General features: G+C 69.0%; 13 protein-coding genes. 3 read left to right on the forward strand and 10 right to left on the reverse strand.

Features of this window, described 5'->3' with window-relative positions; all coding sequences use genetic code 11:
* Window positions 1–92 precede the first annotated feature (92 nt).
* A complete protein-coding gene (locus OOT46_RS17100) occupies window positions 93–1,055 on the reverse strand; it encodes a DMT family transporter (protein WP_265404836.1) in 963 nt (320 codons plus the stop codon).
* Window positions 1,056–1,057: 2 nt separating this feature from the next.
* The gene (locus OOT46_RS17105; RefSeq protein WP_265404837.1) at window positions 1,058–1,672 is read right to left on the reverse strand and encodes a LysE family translocator; all 615 of its coding nucleotides are present in this window, start codon (window positions 1,670–1,672) and stop codon (window positions 1,058–1,060) included.
* A gap of 179 nt (window positions 1,673–1,851) precedes the next feature.
* Between OOT46_RS17105 and OOT46_RS17110 the strand changes: the two genes are divergently transcribed.
* Window positions 1,852–3,300, forward strand: a complete 1,449-nt coding sequence (locus OOT46_RS17110; protein ID WP_265404838.1) for a PLP-dependent aminotransferase family protein — start codon at window positions 1,852–1,854, stop codon at window positions 3,298–3,300.
* 192 nt (window positions 3,301–3,492) lie between these two features.
* A complete protein-coding gene (locus OOT46_RS17115; protein WP_265404839.1) occupies window positions 3,493–4,257 on the forward strand; it encodes a hypothetical protein in 765 nt (254 codons plus the stop codon).
* A 19-nt stretch (window positions 4,258–4,276) separates the two neighbouring features.
* Here the strand turns inward: OOT46_RS17115 and OOT46_RS17120 are convergent, their stop codons facing one another.
* From OOT46_RS17120 to OOT46_RS17155, 8 genes are all read right to left on the reverse strand, one after another.
* Complete coding sequence (locus OOT46_RS17120; RefSeq protein ID WP_265404840.1) at window positions 4,277–6,160, reverse strand: ABC-F family ATP-binding cassette domain-containing protein; 1,884 nt, start codon at window positions 6,158–6,160, stop codon at window positions 4,277–4,279.
* Between the two features lie 62 nt (window positions 6,161–6,222).
* The gene (locus OOT46_RS17125; RefSeq protein WP_265404841.1) at window positions 6,223–7,050 is read right to left on the reverse strand and encodes an arylamine N-acetyltransferase family protein; all 828 of its coding nucleotides are present in this window, start codon (window positions 7,048–7,050) and stop codon (window positions 6,223–6,225) included.
* Window positions 7,051–7,066: 16 nt separating this feature from the next.
* Window positions 7,067–8,020: a glutathione synthase gene (gene gshB, locus OOT46_RS17130; protein WP_265404842.1), complete on the reverse strand. Its 954-nt coding sequence runs from the start codon at window positions 8,018–8,020 to the stop codon at window positions 7,067–7,069.
* Window positions 8,017–9,210 carry a benzoate/H(+) symporter BenE family transporter gene (locus OOT46_RS17135; protein WP_265404843.1) on the reverse strand — a complete coding sequence of 398 codons (1,194 nt, stop codon included), beginning with the start codon at window positions 9,208–9,210 and terminating at the stop codon, window positions 8,017–8,019. Before OOT46_RS17135 ends, gshB begins: the two co-directional genes overlap by 4 nt.
* A 140-nt stretch (window positions 9,211–9,350) precedes the next feature.
* Window positions 9,351–11,240 (reverse strand): potassium transporter Kup, encoded by a 1,890-nt coding sequence (locus OOT46_RS17140; RefSeq protein ID WP_265404844.1) that lies wholly within the window; start codon window positions 11,238–11,240, stop codon window positions 9,351–9,353.
* 106 nt (window positions 11,241–11,346) lie between these two features.
* Window positions 11,347–12,642 carry a glutamate--cysteine ligase gene (gshA, locus tag OOT46_RS17145; RefSeq protein ID WP_265404845.1) on the reverse strand — a complete coding sequence of 432 codons (1,296 nt, stop codon included), beginning with the start codon at window positions 12,640–12,642 and terminating at the stop codon, window positions 11,347–11,349.
* Window positions 12,643–12,803: 161 nt separating this feature from the next.
* Window positions 12,804–14,216, reverse strand: coding sequence for an ammonium transporter (locus OOT46_RS17150; protein ID WP_265404846.1), 1,413 nt, complete (start codon window positions 14,214–14,216; stop codon window positions 12,804–12,806).
* Window positions 14,217–14,239: 23 nt separating this feature from the next.
* On the reverse strand, window positions 14,240–14,578 hold the full coding sequence (locus tag OOT46_RS17155; protein WP_265404847.1) for a P-II family nitrogen regulator: 339 nt from the start codon (window positions 14,576–14,578) through the stop codon (window positions 14,240–14,242).
* A gap of 307 nt (window positions 14,579–14,885) precedes the next feature.
* Here OOT46_RS17155 and OOT46_RS17160 point away from each other — a divergent pair, with 307 nt between their 5' ends.
* Window positions 14,886–16,421, forward strand: coding sequence for a YifB family Mg chelatase-like AAA ATPase (locus OOT46_RS17160; protein WP_265404848.1), 1,536 nt, complete (start codon window positions 14,886–14,888; stop codon window positions 16,419–16,421).
* Window positions 16,422–16,468: the final 47 nt, after the last annotated feature.

Genomic DNA, 16,468 nt, shown 5'->3' on the forward strand with positions numbered 1-16,468 from the left:
TCCTTGTGGGCCCCAGAAGACGACCCAGGTGACAAAGTCGGTGCTGAACTGTTCGGCGTTCGGGTCGATCAGCGCCTCTGGAAACAAGGCCTTCACGGCCGCTGCCTCACATCGGCGGGCAAGCGCTTGCCGATGAACACGGTGACGATCACGGCCAGCCCGAAGCCCAGCGTGGTGACATCCAGTCGCTCGCCCAGCAGAGGCACCGCGAACAGCATGGACAAAAAAGGCTGCAGCAGCTGCACCTGGCTGACGCGCACCGCGCCGCCGAGGGCCAACGCGCGGTACCAGGCGAAAAAGCCGATCCACATCGAGAACAAGCCGACATACACGAAACCCGCCCAGGACGCGGCGCGCACCGGCTGCGAGGGCCAGCTCCACAGGGCAACCGGCAGCGTGAGCGGCAGCGAGACGACCAGCACCCAGCAGATCACCCGCTCGGCACCGAGCGAGGGCGTCAGCCGGGCGCCCGCCACGTAGCTGAAGGAGGCGCACAGCACGGCCAGCACCAGCAGGCCGTCGGCCCACTGCACCCGCAGTCCGGTCTCGAGCGAGCTGCCGGCCCTCAGCAGTGCATAGGCCACCACCAGCGCACTGCCCAGCGCCGCGCAGCCCCAGAAGCTCCAGGCAGGCCGCTGCCCGAAAGCCAGCGCCGCGATCGCCGCGGTGCTCAGCGGCAGCAGGCCCATGATCACCGCGGCATGCACGGCATCGACATGCCGCACGCCGAGCGCCAGGAACAGCGGGAAGCCGACGACATTGCCCGAGGCGGTCAGCGCCAGCAGGAGCCACTCGCGGCCGCGCGGCCGGGGGCCGCCGACCACGGCCAGCCAGGCGAGCGACAGCAGGCCCGCCAGCGCCGCCCGGCCGAAGGTCACGAAGGCCGGCGACAACTGGGCGGCCTCGGCCGGACCGGTGGCGAGCCGGGTCATCGGCAAGGTCAGCGCGAAGATCGCGACCCCCAGGGCGCCCAGCCAGAGGCCGCGGCTTTCCTGGGTGCCGAGAGCCGGCAGGCCGGCCGCGCGGGCGGAGGGCGTGGTCGAGGAGGCCGTCATCGTCAGACCCGCAGCATCCAGAGGGCGGTGAGGACCAGCACGGCCGCCATCGCCCGGTTGAACCACAGCAGCCGCGCCCCACGCGACAGCCAGTCCCGCAGCAGCGAGCCGACCACGGCATAGGTGAAGTTGCTGACAAAGGCGTAGACCGCCATCACGGCCAGCACGATCAGCAGGCGCTCGCCCGGGTTGTCGGCCGGCGCACCGCCCTGGCTGGTGACCCAGCCGGCCGTCAGCGCCAGGGCCAGCATCCAGGCCTTGATATTGACGAACTGCAGCGCCACTCCCTGGCCAAAGCCGACGTCCAGGCCGTCGCTGCCGCCGCCTGCCAAGGTACGCGACTGCGACAGCTTCCATGCCAGCCACAGCATGTAGGCCACGCCGGCGATCTTGAGGGCCCAGCGCAGCGGTGGCAGCGCGACGACCGCCGCGCCCAGCCCCAGGCCGCAGACCGTCATCAGCAAGGTCCAGCCGGCCGGCACGGCGAAGCAGAAACGCAACGCCGGCTTCAGCCCGCGATTGGCGGCGAGCGCCGTCGACAAGGTGGTGTTGGGGCCGGGCGTGAAGCTCATCGCCGTCGCCAGCACCAGCAGGGCCATGAATTCCGTGCTGCTCATCGACGCCCCGCGCAGCGCAGCCCGGCGCTGCCCGCGGGGGCAGACGGGGAACAACAGGGAGGCGGCACTGGCTGCTTCATGTCAGCCAGTCTATGATCAGACACCGATACAGTACCGGCACAGTCCGCCGGCCATGATCATGCGCTGTACCGGTTCAATTGCCAGCACAGAGGTTCACCATGCTCACCCGGTCCCCCTCCGAAACGCTGACCGACCAGCTCGCCAACCGCTTCGCGCAGCGCATCCGCAACCGGCTGCTGCCGCCCGGCTCGCGCCTGCCCTCGGTGCGCGAATGCGCGCAGCGTCACGAGGTCAGCCCCTACACGGTGGTGGCAGCCTACGACCAGCTGCTGGCGCAAGGCCTGATCGAGGCGCGCCGCAACCGCGGCTTTTTCGTGCGCGAGTCGCGCGCCGACACGCGCACGGAGCCGGCCGGCGCGGAGCGGGGCACACGCGCCAGCCCGCAGGTGCGCGCCCAGCCCCCGGTGGACGCGGCGACCCTGATCCGCGGCATGTTCCGCCAGGTCGACTCGCAGGGCGTCCAGATGAAGGGCACGCCGGGCATGGGCGTGCTGCCGGCCGAGTGGCTCGAGACGACCATGCTGGGCTCGGCGGTGCGGCGCGTCAGCAACGCCACCAACCTGCGCACGCTTTCGCTGCAGTACGGCGAGCCGGCCGGCGACCCGGCGCTGCGCCGCGCCCTGAGCCACAAGCTCGCGGGCATGGAGATCGAGGCGCCGCCCGAGCAGATCGTCACGGCGGTCGGCGCCACCCATGCCCTGGACATCATCTGCCGCACGCTGCTCAAGGCGGGCGACTCGGTGATGGTCGACGAACCGGGCTGGGCCGTGGAGTTCGCGCGCCTGACGCAAATGGGGATGCGCATCCTGCCGGTGCCGCGCCACGAGGACGGCCCCGACCTGGCCGTGATGGCCCGGTACTGCGAAGCCCATGCGCCCGAGCAGCGCCCCAAGCTGTTCATCAGCGTCAGCGTGCTGCACAACCCGACCGGGCTGTGCCTGACACCCAGCCACGCCCACCGGGTGCTGCAGCTGGCCCAGCAGCACGACTTCCTGGTGGTGGAGGACGACACCTACTCGCACCTCGCGCCGCCGCATGCCACCCGCATGTGCGCGCTCGACGCGCTGCGCCGCAGCATCTATGTCAGCGGCTTCGCGAAGATCCTGGCGCCCAACTGGCGGGTCGGCTACCTGGCCGCGCCGCCGGCGCTGGTCGAGCGTTTTATCGACACCAAGCTCCTCACCACGCTGACCACCCCCTCACTGTTCGAGCAGGCGATCGCCCATTGCCTGGAGCAGGGCCAGATCCGACGCCATGCCGATCGGGTGCGGGCCCGGCTCGACGCGGCCCGCTCGCGCAGCGTGCAGCTGGCGCTCAAGGCCGGCTGTCGTTTCGTCACCGAGCCGGCCGGGCTGTTCGGCTGGGTCGACACCGGCGTCGACACGGACCGGCTCGCCCAGGCCATGCTGGACGAGGGCTACCTGCTGGCGCCGGGCTCGCTGTTCCACGCCGTGCGGCAGTCCTCCACCTTGATGCGCTTGAACTTTGCCAACACCCAGGACAGCAGTTTCTGGAGTGACTTCGTCCGGATCCGCGGCAGGTTGTGACTTCCGACCGGTCAGAATCGTGGTATTTCCCCTAACACCTTCTTCGCCGTATTGTTTTCACATTCCGTGGAGACAATTGGTTTAGTACAGTCACCAACACATACAAATGCAAGGCCTCGTTTCGGTTGAGACAGGCATTGTGGACAGCGGCGCCGGGGCGCACGGATACAGGCCGGCACCGCTTTTGTTTTCATGAACGAAACCACCATCCCCTTCGGCGAACCCGAGCTGATGCGTGCGAGTGCCTTCCAGCGTTACCTGGACGAGCTCGCCCGCCAGCCCGGCGCGACCACGGCCGCGCCGCGGCTGACGTCGCTGACGCCGTCGCTGCTGGCCGACCTGCAGCGTTTCGAGCACCGCCCCAGCGGCACCGAGGTGCTCGAGGTTCTGGCCGCCTGCCTGCGCCATGCGCAGAGCGTCGTGGTGCATTGCGAGGCGGGGGGTTACGTGGTGCCGGTCACGGTGTTCCCGCGCGAGCGGCTGTTCCACTGCCCGGCCGAGCCCGACACCTACCTGCTGCAGCGCCTGGCGCTCTTGAAGGTGCTGCGCATCGAACCGGCCGTGCTGCGGCCGCCCGGCGACAGCGAGGCTTCGCTGGTGGCGCCGCTGTCGTGCTACCACCCGATCGCCCCGCTGCTGTGGGAGCTGGCCATGCGCGGCAGCCGCACCGAGCTGCTGCCCGAGATCGCCGGCAACGCCTGCTACCGCACCACGCCCGGGCTGGACCTGCGCATGCTGCAGGTCAGCTCGGTGCACCGCGCAGTGGTGCGCCACATGCGCAGCCAGCCGGTCACCCTGCGCGAGCTGGCCGACCTGATAGGCCGCGGCCGCGAAGACGCGGTGCGCCTGCTCAATGCCCTCTACCTGCAGTCGGGGCTGATCATCAGCCGCGCGCTGCCCAGCTCGTCGGCCGAATCCTGGCTGTCCAACCTCGGGCTGCGGCGCCGGCACGGCTGATCCGGCGGCCTGCGCGTCGTCAGCGCGCGCCCAGCGCCTCCCAGCGCTCCAGCGCTTCCATCAGCTCCTCCTCGATGCGCGCATAACGCGCCTGCAGCTCGCTCACCCGCTGCGGCTCGCTGCGGTAGATCTCGGTGCCGGCCAGCGCTTCGCCAATCTGCTTCTGCTCGGCTTCCATGGCCTCGATGCGCGCCGGCAGCTCGTCGAGTTCGCGCTGCTCCTTGTAGGAGAGCTTGCGCGGCTGAGCGGCGGCGGCGGCCTTGGCCGGCTCGGCGCGCGGGGCCGGCGCCGCTGCCGGCGCGGCACGCTGCTCCTGCAGGGCCCGGCTGCGCTGGCTCTGCAGCTTCCAGTCCTCGTAGCCGCCTTCGTATTCGCGCCAGAAGCCGGGCTGCTGCTCGCCTTCCCAGGCGATCGTGCTGGTGACCACGTTGTCGAGGAAACGGCGGTCGTGGCTGACCAGGAACACGGTGCCCTCGTAGGTCTGCAGCAGCTCTTCGAGCAGCTCCAGGGTGTCGATGTCGAGGTCGTTGGTCGGCTCGTCGAGCACCAGCACGTTGGCCGGCCGCGCGAACAGGCGGGCCAGCAGCAGCCGGTTGCGCTCGCCACCGCTGAGCGAACGCACCGGCGAGTTGGCGCGCTGGGGAGAGAACAGGAAGTCACCCAGGTAGCTCATCACGTGTTTGCGCTGGTTGCCGATCTCGATCCACTCGCTGCCGGGGCTGATGGTGTCGGCCAGCGTCGCGTCGAGGTCGAGCGCCTCGCGCATCTGGTCGAAATAGGCCACTTGCAGGCGCGTGCCCTGCCGCACGCTGCCGCTGTCAGGCTGGATCTCGCCGAGGATGAGCTTGAGCAAGGTGGTCTTGCCGGCGCCGTTGGGGCCGATCAGGCCCACCTTGTCGCCGCGCAGCAGGGTCGCGGAGAACTGCTTGACGATCAGCCGTCCCTCATAGGACTTGCTGACCTCGCGCAGCTCGGCGACCAGTTTGCCGCTGGAGACGCCGGCGTCCAGGTCCAGCCGCACCCGGCCAACCACGTCGCGCCGCTCGGTGCGAGTGCGGCGCAGCTGTTCCAGGCGCTTGACGCGGCTGACGCTGCGGGTGCGGCGCGCCTCGACGCCTTTGCGCACCCACACCTCTTCCTGCGCCAGCAGCTTGTCGGCACGGGCATTGAGCAGCGCCTCGTCGGCCAGCTGCTGCTCCTTGAGGCTCTGGTAGGCGGTGAAGTTGCCGGGGTAGCTGCGCAGGGTGCCGCGGTCCAGCTCGATGATGCGGGTGGTCACGCCATCGAGGAAGGCCCGGTCGTGGGTGATCAGCACCACGCTGCCGCGGAAGCCGTTGAGCAGTTCCTCCAGCCAACCGATCGACGCCAGGTCAAGGTGGTTGGTCGGCTCATCGAGCAGCAGCACGTCGGGCTGGGTCACCAGCGCCTGGGCCAGCGCGACACGCTTGCGGGTGCCGCCCGAGAGGCGCTCCACCGGGGCGTCGCGCTCCAGGCGCAGGCGCGCCAGGGTTTCCTCGACACGCTGCTCCCAGGTCCACCCGTCGAGCGCCTCGATGCGGGTCTGCAGCGCGTCGAGGTCTTCGCCGGGGGCATGCGCCTCGTAGCGTTCGCGCAGCTCGCGCACCTCGGCCAGACCCAGGCCGACCGCCTCGAAAACGTTGGTCCCCGGCACGAACTGCGGCTCCTGCGCGACGTAGGCGATGCGCAGGCCCTGCTGCAGCTGCAGCAGGCCGTCGTCGGGCTTTTCCAGCCCGGCCAGGATCTTCAGCAGCGAGGACTTGCCGGTGCCGTTGCGCCCGATCAGCCCGACTCTTTCGCCGGCCTCCAGCGAAAAACCGGTGTCGTCGAGCAGGGGAACATGGCCGAAGGCCAGCTTGGCGTTGGTGAGAGTGAGCAGGGCCATGGTGAAAGGACAGCGGCGCGAGATGGACGCGCGAAGGAGCGGATTATCCGCTCCGGCGTGTTTCAGGCCGGCAGGGCAGCCAGGCGCTGCAGGGTCTCGTCGAGTTCGGGCACGTCGGGCACGGCAATCAGGAGGTCGGTCTCCAGCGCCGCACGCAACTCGGCGGCGCTGCTGAGCGTGCGCCTGACCGTCTCGCCGCCCAGCCGCCAGATACTGAGCTGGTTGTTGCGCAGCGTGACCCGGCCACCGGGCGCGGCGCGGGCAGCCATCAGGCCGTGGACGAAGTGCGAATCGGGGTGGTGGCACAGGTACCAGTTGCTCACCTCGTAGTCGACCCGCTCCTGCGGCTGCAGGTCGAAACGGTAGAGCGTCTTCCACTCGGCGCCCAGCTCGGCCTGCACCGCGTAGTGGCCCTCGCTCAGCGATGTCAGCCGGAAGCGCTCGTGCGGGGTCTCCTGCGGCAGGCCTGGGACCAGGTGCAGCACGCCGGTGAGCGTGAGGCCGCCGAAGCCGACGTCGACGATGCGGGGCCCGTCGTCCAGCTGCACGCGCAGCAGCATATGGCTGCGCGGCGTGATTGCGTCCTCAGGAAGCCCCCACAGCACCCGGGCGGCCAGCCCGCTGACCTCGAAGCCCAGCTCGCGCAGCACCTCGGCAAGCAGCAGGTTGTGCTCGTAGCAGTAGCCGCCCCGCCCGGAGCCCACCAGCTTGCGCTGCAGCGAGCCGATGTCGAGCTCCACCGGCAGGCCCAGCAGCGGATTGAGGTTCTCGAAGGGAATCGTCTGGGTGTGGCAGCCCACCAGGCCCAGCAGGGTCGCCAGGGTCGGGCTGCGCGGCCCGCTGTAGCCGATGTGCTGCAGGTAGGCGTCGAGGTCCAGCGTGTCTGCCATGGTGGGAAGCCTCCGGTCAGCGCGGCGCGGCGGCCGCCCCTTCAAGCGCGTCGACGAAAGTGCGGGCGACGTCGAAGCCGGTCTGCTGCTGGATCTCCTGGAAGCAGGTCGGGCTGGTGACATTGATCTCGGTCACCCGGTCGCCGATGATGTCCAGGCCGATCAGCAGCAGGCCGCGTGGCGCCAGCACGCGGCCGATCGCGGTGGCGGTGGCGCGGTCCACCGGATCCAGCGGCTGGGCCACGCCCTTGCCGCCGGCCGCCAGGTTGCCGCGCACCTCGCTGCCTTGCGGGATGCGCGCCAGCACGAAGGGCACCGGTTCGCCGCCGATGATCAGCACCCGCTTGTCGCCGGCGACGATCTCGGGGATGAAACGCTGCACCATCAGCGTGCTGGCGCCGTGGCGGTTCAAGGTTTCGATGATGCTGCCCAGGTTGAGACCGTCCGGGCCGACCCGGAAGATGCCCATGCCCCCCATGCCGTCCAGCGGCTTGAGGATGATCTCGCCGTGCTCGGCATGGAAGCGCCGCACCTCACCGGCATCGCGCGTGACGAGGGTCGGCGTGACGTGCTCCGGGAACTCCATCACCGCGAGCTTCTCGGGGTGGTCGCGCAGCGAGCGCGGGCTGTTGAAGACACGCGCGCCTTCCCGCTCGGCCTGCTCGAGCAGGTGGGTGGCGTAGAAATACTCGCTGTCGAAGGGCGGATCCTTGCGCATCAGCACCGCGTCGACCTCGGCCAGCGCGAGCGGCCGGGCCGGCTCGGCCTGCCACCAGCGCTCGGCCTCGCCGGTCAGCGTGACGGCCTGGGCCTGGGCCGTGACCCGCCCGCCGCTGCGCCAGGAGATGTGCTGCGGTTCGCAGGTCCAGAGGCGGTGCCCGCGGGCAGCCGCCTCGCGCATCATCGCGAAGGTGGTGTCCTTGTAGATCTTGAAGTGCTCGAGCGGATCGGCAATGAAAAGCAGGTTCATCTCGGGTTGACGGTGGCGTCGGGTTGCACTGCGCGGATCCGATAGTGTTGCACCGCCAGCGCGATCGCGCCGGCCACCACGCCCCAGAAGGCCGAACCGATGCCCCAGAAGGAGACGCCGGACAGCGTGACGAGAAATGTGATAAGGGCGCTCTCGCGGTGGGGCTCGTCCTTGACGGCGGTCGCCAGCCCGGCGCCTATCGTGCCCAGCAGCGCGAAGCCGGCCACCGCCACGACCAGTTCGCGCGGAAAGGCCGCCAGCAGCCCCACCACGGCACCGCCCACCACGCCGACAGCGACATAAAAGACGCCCGCCATCACGGCCGCGGTGTAGCGCCGCGTGGGGTCTTCATGCGCCTCGCGGCCCAGGCAGATCGCCGCGGTGATGGCGGCGAGGTTCAGCGCATAGGCACCGAAAGGCGCCAGCAGCAGCGTCACGAGGCCGGTGCCGCCGACCAGCGGCGAGACCGGCGTGTCGTAGCCGGCGGCCCGGATGGCAGCCACGCCGGGCAGGTTCTGCGAAGCCATGGTGACGACAAACAGCGGCAGCGCCACGCCGACCACGGCACCGGGCGAGAACTCGGGCGTGGTCCATACCGGCGTGGCGAGGGTCCATTGCACCTCGGACCAGTGCAGCTGCCCGAGCGCCGAGGCCACCGCCACGCCGGCCAGCAGGACCGACGGCACGGCATAGCGCGGCCACAGGCGGCGGCCCAGCAGATAGACGAGGAACATCACCAGCACCAGCATGAACTGGCTCTTGAGCGCGCCGAAGGCTTCCATGCCGAAGCGCGCCAGCACGCCGGCCAGCAGCGCCGCCGCCAGCGGCATCGGGATGCGGTTCATCACCCGTGCGAACAGCCCGGTGACGCCGCACAGGGTGATCAGTCCGGCCGAAACGATGAAGGCACCCACGGCCTCCGGCATGCCGATGCCGGCGGTGGCGAGCACCGCCGCGCCGGGCGTGGACCAGGCCACCAGCACCGGCTGGCGGTAATGCAGCGACAGCAGGATGCTGGTGAGGCCCATGCCCAGGCCGAGCGCCCAGATCCAGGACGTGGTCACGGCCGGGGAGGCGCCCAGCGCCGCGGCGGCCTGGAACACCAGCGCCACCGAGCTGGTGAAGCCGACCAGCACGGCGACGAAACCCGCCACGACGGCGGACAGCGAGAGATCTCGGAAAAAGCGCATCGCAAACACCGGGACAACAGTCGGCAGCCCGCAAGCTTAGAACCTCTTCGCGAAGCCCGGGCAGCGAACACCGGGAAAGCCGGGCCGGCACCGGGTTTCCTGCGCTGGCGTGCGTCAAGCGAATGGCCCGCGACGCCGCCTCAGAACGGGATCTTGGTGCCCAGCTCGACGACCCGGTTGGCCGGCAGGTTCAGGAAGTCGGCCGCGGCGGCGGCATTGCGGTGCATGCCGGCGAACACCTTCTCGCGCCATGACGCCATGCCGCTCTTGGCCGGCGAGGGGATCACGGTTTCGCGCGACAGCAGGTAGGAGGTCTCCATGTCCTCCATCTGCACGCCGCGGCCGCGCAGCAGCTTCAGCGCCTCCGGCACGTCGGGGTCGTTCTTGAAGCCGAAGTGCAGCACCACCTGCCAGCAGTCGCGCCCCAGCGGCTCGACCTCGACGCGCCGGTCGAAGCCGATCCACGGCACCTCGTGGTGGCGCACCGTCACGAAGACATTGGTCTCGTGCAGCACCTTGTTGTGCTTGAGGTTGTGCAGCAAGGCGTTGGGCGTGATGCCCTGCTCGGCGCTCAGGTAGACCGCGGTGCCCGCGACGCGGGTGGGCGGGCTGAGGAAGACCGAGTCGAGGAAGGCCCTGAGCTCGATCGATTCGTCGCGCAGGCGGTCGCTGAGCAGCTGACGGCCCTGCTTCCAGGTCATCATCAGCACGAACATCACCACGCCGATCAGCAGGGGGAACCAGCCGCCGTCGAACACCTTGGCCGCATTGGCCGCGAAAAAGAGCGCGTCGACGACAAAAAAGAAGCCGGTCGCGGCGATACACAGCAGCCAGGGGTAGTTCCAGGCGTAGCGGATCACGAAAAAGGTCATCGTGGTGGTGATCAGCATGTCGACCGTCACCGCGATCCCGTAGGCCGAAGCGAGCGCGCTGCTGGAGCCGAAGGCCACCACCGCGATGACGATGCAGCCGTACAGGGTCCAGTTGACGAAGGGCACGTAGATCTGGCCCGCTTCCCGCACCGAGGTGTGCGTGACGCGCAGACGCGGCAGGTAGCCGAGCTGGACCACCTGCTTGGTGACCGAGAAGGCGGCCGAGATCAGCGCCTGCGACGCGATCACCGTGGCGCAGGTCGCCAGGACCACCAGGGGGTAGAGGGCCCACTCGGGCGCCATCTCGTAGAAGGGGTTGGTGACGTTCTCGGGGTAGGCCAGCAGCATCGCGCCCTGACCGAAGTAGTTGAGCACCAGCGCCGGCATCGCGAGCCCGAACCAGGCCAGCCGGATCGGCCGCTTGCCGAAGTGCCCCATGTCCGCATACAGGGCCTCGGCGCCGGTGACGCACAGCACGATGGCGCCCAGCGCGACGAAGGCGGTGCCGGGCTGCCGGGCGATGAAATGCAGCGCATACAGCGGGTTGAGCGCTGCCAGCACGGTGGGATTGAAAATCAGGTGGGACAGGCCGAGCAGCGCCAGCACCAGGAACCAGACCACCGTGATGGGGCCGAACAGCTTGCCGACGCTGGCGGTGCCGTGCTTCTGCACGGCGAACAGCAGGGTCAGCACCATCAGCGTGGTCGGCACGACATATTCCCCCAGCGCCGGCGCGGCGACCTTCAGGCCCTCGACCGCCGAGAGCACCGAGATCGAGGGCGTGATGACACCGTCGCCGAAAAACACCGCGGTGCCGAAGATGCCTAGCAGCAGCAGATACCGTCTCAAAACCGGACGGTCTTTCACCGCGATCGATGCGAGCGCCAGCATCGCCACGAGCCCGCCTTCGCCGTTGTTGTCCGCACGCAGGATGAGGCTGACGTACTTGAGCGAGACGATCACGGTCAGGGTCCAGAACATCAGCGACAGGATGCCGAGGATGTTTTCCGACGTGACGGGAATATGACCGTGGGTGAAGACCTCTTTCAGCGCGTACAGCGGGCTGGTGCCGATGTCGCCGTAGACGACGCCGATGGCGCCGAGGGTCAGGGTCGCGAGCTTGGAACCCGAGGCGGGAGCGTGAGGGCTGGATGACACAGCGCGTGGACGAGAGGCGGAGAAGGCGCCATTGTGCTCCCGCCGGCGACCGGCGCCAGCCCCGCCATGTTGCAGTGCAGCAACGTGAACCGGGTGGCGCGCCGGCTCACTCGTAGGTTTCGGCGTCCGGGTCGGTGGCTTCGAGCTCGTAGCTGGCGGCCAGCATCGCCAGCCGCGCGATCACGCCGTACATGTAGAACCGATTGGGCGCGCTGGCGCCGGGACGGGCGCCGGCCTTGGGCAGGTGGTTGGATTCGGCGAAGGCCAGCGGCACGAAGCTGGCGCCCGGCGCATTCAGGTTCTCGTCGATGCCGCGCTCGGCATGCACGCGGTAGAAGCCGCCAACAACATAGCGGTCCAGCATGTAGACCACCGGCTCGGCGACCGCCTCGTTGATGCGTTCGTAGGTCGGCACACCTTCCTGGATGATCACCTCGGTGACCTCCTGGCCGTCCTTGATGACCGACATCTTGTTGCGCGTCTTGCGATTCAGCTCGGCCAGGTCCTTGGCGTCGCGCACCGTCATGATGCCCATGCCGTAGGTGCCGGCGTCGGCCTTGACGATGACAAACGGCTTTTCCTGGATGCCGTATTCCTTGTACTTGCGACGGATCTTGTTCAGCAATGCATCGGCATTGCTCTGCAGGCAATCGATGTTGGTGCCCTCGGCGAAGTTGACCTGGCCGCACTTGGCGAACATCGGGTTGATCAGCCAGGGGTCCATGCCCAGCAGCTTGGCGAACTTCTTCGCCACTTCCTCGTAGGCCTGGAAATGGTTGGACTTGCGCCGCACCGCCCAGCCGGCGTGCAGCGGCGGCAGCAGGTACTGCTCGTGCAGGTCGTCCAGCACCTCGGGCAGGCCGGCCGACAGGTCGTTGTTGAGCAGGATGGTGCAGGGGTCGAAGTCCTTCAGCCCCAGCCGGCGTTTGCTGCGCACCAGCGGCTCGACGGTCAAGGTGCTGCCGTCGGGCAGCACCAGCTGGGTGGGCTCGCTGACGGCAGGGTCGAGCGAGCCCAGCCGCACGTTCAGACCGGCCTGGTGGAAGATCTGCATCAAGCGCTGCACATTGGTCAGGTAGAAGGTGTTGCGCGTGTGCTTCTCGGGGATCAGCAGCAGGTTTTTGGCCTCCGGACAGATCTTCTCGATCGCCGCCATCGCCGCTTGCACCGCCAACGGCAGCATGTCCTCGGTCAGGTTGTTGAAACCGCCGGGAAAGAGGTTGGTGTCGACCGGCGCCAGCTTGAAGCCTGCGTTGCGCACGTCCACCGAGGTGTAGAAGGGCGGCGTGTGCTCCATCCACTCGAGCCGGAACCAGCGCTCGATCGCGGGCATGGACTCCAGGATGCGTTGTTCGAGTTCGTTGATCGGGCCGGTGAGCGCCGTGATGAGATGAGGGACCATGCGCAGTGCCTGTCGGGCAGGTTCGGTAGAAGGTCGGGCAGACGATTCTAGGCAAATGGGGGCAGCTCCGCCGCACGCAAGCAAGGGTGGCAGAAAAATGAAAAAGGCCCCCGAAGGGGCCTCGTTCGCGACGCGATCCCCCGGAGGGGAACGCGGACTCATCACTTGTGATACGCCGTCTCGCCATGCGAGGTGATGTCGAGGCCCTCGCGCTCGGCTTCCTCGGAGACACGCAGGCCGATCAGCAGGTCCACCACCTTGTAGGCGACCAGCGACACGACGGCCGACCAGGCGATGGTGATCAGCACACCCTTGGTCTGCACCAACACCTGGTGCGAGATCGAGAAGTCGGCCGCGCCGGTGCCGCCCAGGCCGGGCGCCGTGAAGACGCCGGTCAGGATGGCGCCCAGGATACCGCCCAGACCGTGCACGCCGAACACGTCCAGCGCGTCGTCGGCGCCCAGCATGCGCTTCAGGCCGTTGACGCCCCACAGGCAGATCACGCCGGCCAGCAGGCCCAGCACGATGGCGCCCATCGGACCGACGGTGCCGCAGGCCGGGGTGATCGCGACCAGGCCGGCCACCGCGCCGGAAGCGGCGCCCAGCATCGAGGCCTTGCCCTTGGCGAGCGACTCGCCGCCGATCCAGGACAGCGTCGCCGCAGCGGTCGCCAGGAGGGTGTTGATCATCGCCAGCGCGGCGCCGGAGTTGGCTTCCAGGTTGGAGCCGGCGTTGAAGCCGAACCAGCCCACCCACAGCAGTGAGGCACCCACCATGGTCAGGGTCAGCGAGTGCGGGGGCATGGCTTCCTTGCCGTAGCCGATGCGCTTGCCCACCAGGTAGGCGCCCACCAGGCCGGCCACGCCGGCGTTGATGTGCACCACCGTGCCGCCGGCGAAGTCGATCGCGCCGTCCTTGAAGAGGTAACCCTCGGCGAACCAGACCATGTGCGCGATCGGCAGGTAGCTGAAGGTGAACCACAGCACCGAGAACAGCAGCACGGCCGAGAACTTGATGCGCTCGGCGAAGGACCCGACGATCAGGCCGCAGGTGATGGCTGCGAAGGTCGACTGGAAGGCCACGAACACCAGCTCAGGGATCTGCACGCCCTTGGTGAAGGTGTCGGCCAGCGAGTCCTTCGTGATGCCGCTGAGGAACAGCTTGTCCAGCGTGCCGATGAACTCCCCGCCGCCGCCGAAGGCCAGCGAGTAGCCGTAGACCGCCCACAGCACGACGATGAGGGCGAACACGACAAACACCTGCATCAGCACGGAGAGCATGTTTTTCGCCCGCACCAGGCCGCCATAGAACAGCGCCAGGCCGGGAATCGTCATCAGGATGACCAGCAGCGTGGAGGAGAGCATCCACGCCACGTCGCCTTTGTCGACGGTGGAAGCGGCCGCCGGTGCGGCGGCTGCCGGTGCAGCGGCCTCGGCCGGAGCCGCGGTGGCGGCGGCCGCAGGGGCCACCTCCATGGTCGCCGCCGGGGCCGAGGCGGCGTCTTGGGCCAGGGCGAAGTCGGCCAGCCCCAGGCCGGCGGCGCACAACGCCAGAATCGCAAACAATTTCTTCATGGAGGTCTCACTCAGGTGCTGTTTTAGAGAGCGTCCTTGCCCGTCTCGCCGGTGCGGATGCGAACCACCTGCTCCAGCGTCGACACGAAGATCTTCCCGTCGCCGATCTTGCCGGTGCGGGCGGCGGTCTCGACCGCTTCGATGACGCGGTCCACGATGGCGTCGTCGACGGCGGCTTCGATCTTCACCTTGGGCAGGAAATCAACGACGTATTCGGCCCCACGGTACAACTCCGTGTGGCCCTTCTGACGGCCGAAGCCTTTGACTTCGGTCACCGTGATGCCCTGAACACCTATGTTGCTCAGGGCTTCACGCACTTCGTCAAGCTTGAAGGGCTTGACGATGGCGGTCACCATCTTCATGGGTTGCTCCTTGTGTATAGAAGTGAGGCGAGGGCTGGGCCCTGGCGTTGCGCTGCGGGCAGGCGAAGTGCACGATCTGTGCCATGACCTTTGCCAGTGCACGCGCCCCAGAACGGCGCTGTGTCGTGAAGTAACCGACCCGTTTCTGCACCGCAAGCGTGAGCGTCGGCGCTTCCTGCACCAAATGCGAGCATCCCCTTTGGGTGGCGATGGGATCAGCACACCAGCCGGGTCCCCCCGCCGCGAGAATCGGGCACCCGTCCGCAGGCGGGCAAAGATCAGTGATAACCCGGGGAGGGCCCCACGCATGTCGCTAGCCGTCATCCGCAGCCGCGCGCTGGCAGGGCTGTCCGCGCTCGAAGTCACGGTCGAAGTGCACCTGGCCAACGGCCTGCCCAGCTTCACGCTGGTCGGTCTGGCCGACACCGAGGTCAAGGAGGCGCGCGAGCGGGTGCGGGCCGCGCTGCTTAACAGCGGTCTGGAGTTCCCGCACAACAGGCGCATCACGGTCAACCTGGCGCCGGCGGATCTGCCGAAGGAGTCCGGCCGCTTCGATCTGCCCATCGCGCTGGGCATCCTGGCGGCCAGCGGCCAGCTCGATGCGGATCGCCTGCAGCCCTACGAGTTCGCCGGCGAGCTGTCGCTCTCGGGTGAGCTGCGTCCGGTGCGCGGCGCGCTGGCGATGGGCCTGGCGCTGTCGCGGCAGGCGCAGCCGCGCGCCATGGTCCTGCCGATGGAAAGCGCCTGTGAAGCCGCGCTCGCGCCGCAGGCCGAAGTGTGGGGCGCGGCGCGGCTGCTCGATGTGGTGCAAGCCCTGCTGCCGCCTTCCGGCAAGGCGGAAGCGCCGGATTCCGGCGCCTGGGCCCGGGTCGTCGCGCGTCCCGCCAAGCCGGCCCGGTGCGGGCCGGACCTGCGCGACGTCAAAGGTCAGTCGCTCGCCAAGCGGGCACTGGAGGTGGCTGCGGCGGGCGGGCACAGCGTGCTGCTGGTGGGACCGCCAGGGACCGGCAAGTCCATGCTCGCGCAGCGCTTTGCGGGGCTGCTGCCGCCGCTGGATGCGGACGCGGCCCTCGAATCCGCCGCGGTGCTGAGCCTGCACCGCAGCTTCGATCCGCAGCGCTGGGCCCAGCGCCCGTTCCGCAGCCCGCACCACAGCGTCTCGGCGGCCGCCCTGGTCGGCGGCGGGTCGCCGCCGCGGCCGGGCGAGATTTCGCTGGCCCATCACGGCGTCTTGTTCCTCGACGAACTGCCGGAGCTGACGCGCCCTGCGCTGGAGGCGCTGCGCGAGCCGATGGAGACCGGCCGCATCACGATCTCGCGCGCCGCGGCCCAAACCGAGTTCCCAGCCAGCTTCCAGCTGATCGCCGCGATGAACCCCTGCCCCTGCGGCCAGCTCGGCTCGCCGCGGCTGGCCTGCCGCTGCACCCCCGACGCCGTGGCGCGCTACCAGGGCAAGCTCAGCGGGCCGCTGCTCGATCGCATCGACCTGCAGGCCGAGGTCCCGGCCGTGCCGCCGCAGGACCTGATGGCGGCGCCGGACGGCGAGGCCAGCGAGGCGGTGGCGCGTCGCGTCGCCGCAGCACTGCAACGCCAGCAGGACCGCCAGGGCTGCAGCAACGCCCGCCTGACCGGTGCCGCCATCGACCGCCATTGCGCCATGGCGCCCGCCGCCGCCGAGTTCCTGCAAACCACCGCGACCCGCCTGGGATGGTCCGGGCGCGGCTTGCACCGGGTGCAGAAGCTGGCCCGCACGATTGCCGATCTGGAAGGTGCCGCCCTGCCAGGCAAGTCGCACATCGCCGAAGCGATGCAGCTGCGACGCGGACTGGAGGAGCGCCGCTGAGCGCTTCGCCGCGGTCGAACGAAGCCATGGGGAGCAGCGGCACGGAA

The organism is Aquabacterium sp. A7-Y, assembly GCF_026153205.1.
GTDB lineage: Bacteria > Pseudomonadota > Gammaproteobacteria > Burkholderiales > Burkholderiaceae_C > Caldimonas.

Bases quoted from the DNA above. Each gene is read 5' to 3' on its own strand.
- OOT46_RS17100 (WP_265404836.1), bottom strand. From the start codon at position 1,055: ATGACGGCCTCCTCGACCACGCCCTCCGCCCGCGCGGCCGGCCTGCCG.
- OOT46_RS17105 (WP_265404837.1), bottom strand. From the start codon at position 1,672: ATGAGCAGCACGGAATTCATGGCCCTGCTGGTGCTGGCGACGGCGATG.
- OOT46_RS17110 (WP_265404838.1), top strand. From the start codon at position 1,852: ATGCTCACCCGGTCCCCCTCCGAAACGCTGACCGACCAGCTCGCCAAC.
- OOT46_RS17115 (WP_265404839.1), top strand. From the start codon at position 3,493: ATGAACGAAACCACCATCCCCTTCGGCGAACCCGAGCTGATGCGTGCG.
- OOT46_RS17120 (WP_265404840.1), bottom strand. From the start codon at position 6,160: ATGGCCCTGCTCACTCTCACCAACGCCAAGCTGGCCTTCGGCCATGTT.
- OOT46_RS17125 (WP_265404841.1), bottom strand. From the start codon at position 7,050: ATGGCAGACACGCTGGACCTCGACGCCTACCTGCAGCACATCGGCTAC.
- gshB (WP_265404842.1), bottom strand. From the start codon at position 8,020: ATGAACCTGCTTTTCATTGCCGATCCGCTCGAGCACTTCAAGATCTAC.
- OOT46_RS17135 (WP_265404843.1), bottom strand. From the start codon at position 9,210: ATGCGCTTTTTCCGAGATCTCTCGCTGTCCGCCGTCGTGGCGGGTTTC.
- gshA (WP_265404845.1), bottom strand. From the start codon at position 12,642: ATGGTCCCTCATCTCATCACGGCGCTCACCGGCCCGATCAACGAACTC.
- OOT46_RS17150 (WP_265404846.1), bottom strand. From the start codon at position 14,216: ATGAAGAAATTGTTTGCGATTCTGGCGTTGTGCGCCGCCGGCCTGGGG.
- OOT46_RS17155 (WP_265404847.1), bottom strand. From the start codon at position 14,578: ATGAAGATGGTGACCGCCATCGTCAAGCCCTTCAAGCTTGACGAAGTG.
- OOT46_RS17160 (WP_265404848.1), top strand. From the start codon at position 14,886: ATGTCGCTAGCCGTCATCCGCAGCCGCGCGCTGGCAGGGCTGTCCGCG.